This is a genomic window from Kitasatospora sp. NPDC057542, from assembly GCF_042801945.1.
In the GTDB taxonomy this organism is placed as follows: Bacteria; Actinomycetota; Actinomycetes; order Streptomycetales; family Streptomycetaceae; genus Kitasatospora.
Genome location: NZ_JBHVFE010000553.1, coordinates 1 through 5,361, shown reverse-complemented (window position 1 = coordinate 5,361; position 5,361 = coordinate 1). Strand labels below are relative to the sequence as shown.

Below are 5,361 nucleotides of genomic sequence, written 5' to 3'. Positions count from 1 at the left end.
GCTACCTCGCCGGCCTTCACCTCCGCGCCTCGATGATCTGGATCGATGATCTCCTGCTGACCATTGATTGATCACAACATCACACAGGCCCTAGCCGAAGATCATCTTTCGAGGCACGTGAGGCACAGCAGCATCAGAGAGAAGTGCCAACGCCTGCGATCGTCGAGCCAGGTGCGTGTCGTCACCAACGCGTATCGTTCGGCCATGAGCGTGCCGGACCTGATACCCATCAGGCATGAACCCCATTACCGCACTGCCTCGATCGGCCGTTGGGACCGAGGCCAGTTCTTCGCACACGTGACCGGCGTGTTCATGGGTCGGGAAGGCGGCGACTGCGGCCGCCCCGTGAAGCGCTGGTACGCCGTCTTGCACGAGTTCGACGAGAGCGGGCGTCACATCGACTCCACTATCGAGGCAACAGGGACCGTCCCAGACGGCCCCGAGAAGATGCCTGTGGTAGCAGCGGCTCGGGAACTGTTGGACGGGTGGCTTGGCGCCTTGCCTGGGCGGAAGTTCGGCGACATCAAGATCGCGCCCTTCGCTGAGCATTGCGAAGGTGTCCTCTTCGGCCTCGTCCTCGAATGTCACGGCGAGTACGCCGAAGGCGAGGAACAGGACGACTGGGCCGAGTTCTACCCGAACCGTCTCGGATTCAGCGCCCCCTGGGACGGCTCCTGCGACACATGATCAGGGCTGGCTCACAGCCGGGGCCTGAGACCGTGTTTGAGATCTGCAACAAGGCAGCCGGACTACCGAACGAAGTCCTGCCAGAAGGGGACGTTCGGTCGCGGGTTCCAAGTCTCGGGGTGCTCGTACCCTTCTTCGAACTCGGCACTGATGTACTCGGCGAGGTCTTCGCCGTAGTAGATGATGTCCGTACCCCAGATCGAGAGGACGGGGTGCCCGTGGGTTCCGCTGCCTGCGGGGAGGAACCGGTGCGCGTAGATCGGTACAAGTTTGGGCACCGCTGTCAGCTGCACCTCCGCGGCGGCCTGGGCGGCCTTCGGTTCAGCGGGGCGTGTGCCCCATGAGGTGTGCCAGTAACCGTGCTCGACCTCCAGCAGTACTCCCTCGGTCGGCCACGCGAGTTGGGAGCGGAGATCGTCGGGGTTGCCGTTGCGCCAGTCGGGCCAGGGCTTGTCCCAGGTGGCTCCATCCTGAGGTGGCGAGCTGACGGGCAGGCTGGCTGCGAGGAAGGCGCGGTGGTCGTCGGAGAACTGGATGCCGTACTCGGATTCGATGCGGTCGAACTCGTCGTCGCTGAGGCCGGGTTCTATGGTGCAGCAGTCGGCCTGCCGCAGGCGGCGGGCCGCTTCGGTCCCGAGACGGGCTGCGTTGATGTCGATCACAGCGTGACAGTAGCGTGTCTGCCAAGCTCAGTTGAGGTCTCTCGGGCTGCAGCGCGTGGGCCAGGGCGGGTGGCGGGGCGGCCGCGGGTGAGTCGGCGGACCATGATGCCGATCATCGCCCAGCGGATCATCGTCTCGGAGTGGCCTGGGCTGGTCTCGTAGTCGCGGGCGAGGCGGCGGTGGGCGGTGATCCACGAAAGGGTGCGCTCGACCGCCCACCGCTTGGGCTGCACCTGGAAACCTCGCTGCCCGGGATCCTTGCGGACGATCTCCAGCTCGCGGCCCAGGATGGTGGCGGCCCAGTCGACCAGGCGGCCGGCGAAGCCCTGGTCTGCCCAGATCTTCTTGACGCCGGGGTGGTCGAGACGCGCCCACAGTAATGGGCGCTGAGCTGCTCTGGCTTTCTTGACGCGGAAACGTTCGCGGGTCTCGGGCCAGGGCGTAGCGCTGTCGTGGCCGGTGCACCCGGTGCCTCCGCAGTGGGGGCAGGTGCCGATCGGTGGCTCGCCGTTGTGCAGCCCCACCCAGCCGTACGCCTGGTCGCGCTCCAGCATGTCTTTGCGGTGGACGAGGTAGCCGACGAGTTCCTGCTTTTCCCAGAGCTCGGGGCCGTACTTCCCTCCGCCGCCCCCGGTCTTGCGGACCATGGCCGCCAACTCCCCCTTGGAGTGGCCGGCCATCAACGCTCTGATGCGCTCGAACAGCTCGTTGGCCGGCGCCGCCTCGGCTTCTTCGGCCGCGGTGCGGACTGCGGGGAACACGGCCAGGGGGATGAAGTCCGCGGGCTGCGCCTCGCCACGCTCTACCCGGTCTTCGTACTGGACGAGGAGGCTGGCGAGTTCCTGCGTGGAGAACATTCCGGGGTGAAACTTCTCTTCGTCGAACCCGCTCTGGCGGACCATGGCCGCCAGTTCCGCCCTGGAGTGGCTGGCCATCAGCGCCGTCGTGCGTTCGAACAGCACCGCGGCCAGCGACTTCTCGGCTTCTTCGGCCGCGGTGAGCTGGACGGGGAGCACGGCAACGGGCGAGGCAGTGTGGTCCGCGGGCTGTGCCTGGGCGCCGGCGCATACGCGGTTGAGTGCGTCGTGGTAGCTGGTGTGCTTGCCCTGGGCGTGATTTTTTGGCGAGGTTGGGAGCCACTGATCGAGTGACCTTCCCAACTGGGGCGGAGTGTCCGGGTGCTGGAGTCCCAAGGACGCCGTTGGCTTGTGGCTGCGGGCCCGCAGGTCGCCTCCCTGACAAGTCGCGGCCGGGGCCTGTTCCTGTCGGATGTCAGCGAGATGCCTCACCGGCGTCTGCGACGCGGTTGAGCTCGGCACCGGGGTACGGCGTCTGCTTGCTTTCCGACAGCAGCCGGCGGTGGAAGCCGTCCAGGACGACGCTGGCCCGGGCATGCCGCTCGACGATCACAGCGATCTCGGGCGGAACAGCCTCGGGCCTCCGACCTGCGATCCACTTCTGAAGGAACACGTCTGCTTCGATACCGGCCCGGACGCGGTCGATCAGGTGGTGGATCAGATGGCTCGCGGTGTAGTCGCGGTCGTACCCGAGGTGGTCCGAGAGGAACTGCTGCTCGGCTGCTGAGAGCTCGAAGCCTGAGCTCAGGGCCAGTCCGAAGTCCGCAAAGTAGATCAGCCGGCCGTCGGTCAGCAGGTTGTTGAAGTGGGCGTCGAAGTGCACGAGCCCGTGAGAGCTCATGAATGCCGTGCCCCGCGCCAAAGCATCCTCCACCCACGCAGGAGAGCCGCCGCCGGTGGCCACCGCAGTCTCCCCGTGCTCGCGCAACAACGTGCGGAGTGTCTGCGGCACGTGTTCCAAGAACAGCACCAGGCTGCGGGAGGATCGGCCGATGGCTTCCAGGCGCTCGCGTACGGCCTGCGAGCCTTCCCAGTGGGCGACCGCTCCGTCGATGCCCCCGAACTCGTCCACGAAGTCCTCGGGAGGGGAGTCGGGCAGGACACGCCAGTGGTACATCAGGGGAAAGCCCTCGTACTCCTTCCCAAGGACCCAGTTGGTGGTCATGATGTGGACGGCCAGCTCGCGCCAGGCACCGAACCCGGCCGAGCCCACTCCGTACTGATAGAACGTCGGCAGACCGAAGAGGTTCGCCGTGGACCGAACGTTCTCCGGCTGGGTCTCGACGTCTGTCAGCGGCACCCTCTTGACGAAGACCCGCGTCCCATCGATGTCCAGCTCCGCCGACCTGCCGCCGATACCGGATCCGACTGAAGGAGCGGACGCCACGATCTCGCCGAGACGCCGGTCGCTCAGTAGGGACAGGCGGGTGGCGACGGTCCCGTAGGCGGCCAGACGTGCGTCGTGCTGAGATTCGGAGTGGCGCATCGACGGCTCCTCTGTGCCCCCGGACCAGGGCGTCGGTGATCGCTCAAACGTAATCGACTCCCGCCGCCAAGGTCAGCCTCGGACTGCAAAACCGCCCGGTATCTGATTTGCCACCACTGGTACCCGAACCCACCGAAAACGTGCTCCCCAACCACCCAGAAAAACTCACCCTACCCGCCCAAGCCCGCCGGACGGCCCACAGCGCCCCTGTCACGGCCCCGCACGGCTACGCTGGACCCGCCCCGGCCCCGGCGGTGATTCCACCCCGCCAACAGGCCGTCAACGCCCCCGACGGGGACCACCGCTCCCCCTGCTGCTCCCCGACTGTTTCCCCGACCATCTCCCCGACCACCGCCCATACGGCAGTTTCGGACGTTTCCGCAGGTCAGAGACTCTGTTGCTCAATTAGAGGCCGGTGATCAGGCTGCGAGTTGGTGGGCGAGTCGGGTGAGTCGGCTGGTCCGGGGGCTTCGGGTCTGTTCGGTCCAGTGGGCGTCGAGTCGGATGACGTTGATCGCGGTGGCGGAATAGGCGTGTTGGAGGCTGGTCCTGGGCAGGCCGCGGTAGCGGGCCCGGCGCAGGTCGGTGAGGTCGAGGGCCTGGTTGATGGTGCCCTCGACCCCGGCCCGGAGGGCGTACTTGGCTTGCCAGGTGTCGGTCTTCTGCTCGGCGCGGGCGGCGGCGACGGTCTCGTGCAGCTCTCGGGGCCGCAGGGTGAGCATGCGGTTGCCGCGCGCCGCGGTGGTGCACTTGTCGCGGGACGGACAGGTGCCGCAGTCTGCCCGGGCGAACTCGATCACGATGGCGTCGTGGCCGTGCTGCCGGACGGGATACCAGCCCGCGCTGGTGCGGCCTTCCGGGCAGCGGACCTGACGAGCTGTCCAGTCGACGCGGAAGGCGCTCTTGTCGAAGCCTTCGGCGGCCCGGGCCTGCCGGGAGTGGTCGGCCAGCAGCGGTGTGATCATGGCGATGCCCTCGCCTGCGGCGGCGATGACCAGGTCGGCGGAGGGATAGCCGGAGTCGAGGTAGTGCTCGCCCGGCTTGATCTGCCGTTGCGTCAGACGATGCTGGATGCCGGCGGTGGCAGTCACGTCCGGCTCGGTCGCCACGGTGGTGGCCACGTCCGTGATCAGGTTCGGAGCCCGGGTCCGGGCCCCGGCACGGTCGTCGCAGGTCTCGGTGAGGTGGACCTTGTAGCCGCACCAGAACAGCTCGTCTCCCTTGGCGGACCAGCGCGCGTCGCGGTCGTAGGGGGAGGCGAGCCGCAGATGGCCGGGCGGGACGCCGTCCACCTCGGCCTCCCGCTTCCTGACCACCTCCCGTCCCCGGGCGTCGGTGTGCACGTAGTAGGTCTGCAGGAAGATCCTCCGCAGCAACTGGACCGCCTCGATCTCCCGCAGCCACACCGGGGCGTCGGGCGCCTGGAGCGCATGCAGCAGCGCGAGCGCGTCCTGGCCGTAGACCTCGGCCAGCCGGTCCCGCTTCGTCTTCGACGAGGGCAGCCGCCACGAGTCGACCCTGGCCGCATAGCGCAGCTCCAGCTCCGCCACCGGCATCGCCTGCCCGAGCCAGGCCGGCGCCGCAACGGCCAGTGCCTCCAGCGCCGCGCGCACGCTCTCCCCGGCCAGCTCCAGCCGGTTCAGGTCCCGCACCGCGCTGATGACATGGG

Annotated in this window: 4 protein-coding genes and 1 pseudogene; 1 reads left to right on the top strand and 4 read right to left on the bottom strand. The window is 67.8% G+C overall.

Features of this window, described 5'->3' with window-relative positions:
* Positions 1-204 precede the first annotated feature (204 nt).
* Positions 205-687, top strand: a complete 483-nt coding sequence (locus ACFU7Y_RS39320) for a hypothetical protein (protein ID WP_380771242.1) — start codon at positions 205-207, stop codon at positions 685-687.
* Positions 688-749: 62 nt separating this feature from the next.
* Here the strand turns inward: ACFU7Y_RS39320 and ACFU7Y_RS39315 are convergent, their stop codons facing one another.
* The 4 genes and pseudogenes from ACFU7Y_RS39315 to ACFU7Y_RS39300 all read right to left on the bottom strand — a co-directional run.
* Positions 750-1,349 (bottom strand): hypothetical protein, encoded by a 600-nt coding sequence (locus tag ACFU7Y_RS39315; protein ID WP_380771241.1) that lies wholly within the window; start codon positions 1,347-1,349, stop codon positions 750-752.
* Positions 1,346-1,711 (bottom strand): annotated as a pseudogene (locus ACFU7Y_RS39310) (transposase); the annotation flags it as partial. The gene ACFU7Y_RS39315 and the pseudogene ACFU7Y_RS39310, both read right to left, overlap by 4 nt.
* A 910-nt stretch (positions 1,712-2,621) precedes the next feature.
* On the bottom strand, positions 2,622-3,692 hold the full coding sequence (locus tag ACFU7Y_RS39305; RefSeq protein ID WP_224283941.1) for a protein kinase family protein: 1,071 nt from the start codon (positions 3,690-3,692) through the stop codon (positions 2,622-2,624).
* 419 nt (positions 3,693-4,111) lie between these two features.
* Positions 4,112-5,361: transposase (locus ACFU7Y_RS39300; RefSeq protein ID WP_380771240.1), on the bottom strand; the 1,250-nt coding region annotated here is incomplete at its 5' end.

Coding starts and splice junctions, on each gene's coding strand:
- ACFU7Y_RS39320 (WP_380771242.1), top strand. CDS start 205: ATGAGCGTGCCGGACCTGATACCCATCAGGCATGAACCCCATTACCGC.
- ACFU7Y_RS39305 (WP_224283941.1), bottom strand. CDS start 3,692: ATGCGCCACTCCGAATCTCAGCACGACGCACGTCTGGCCGCCTACGGG.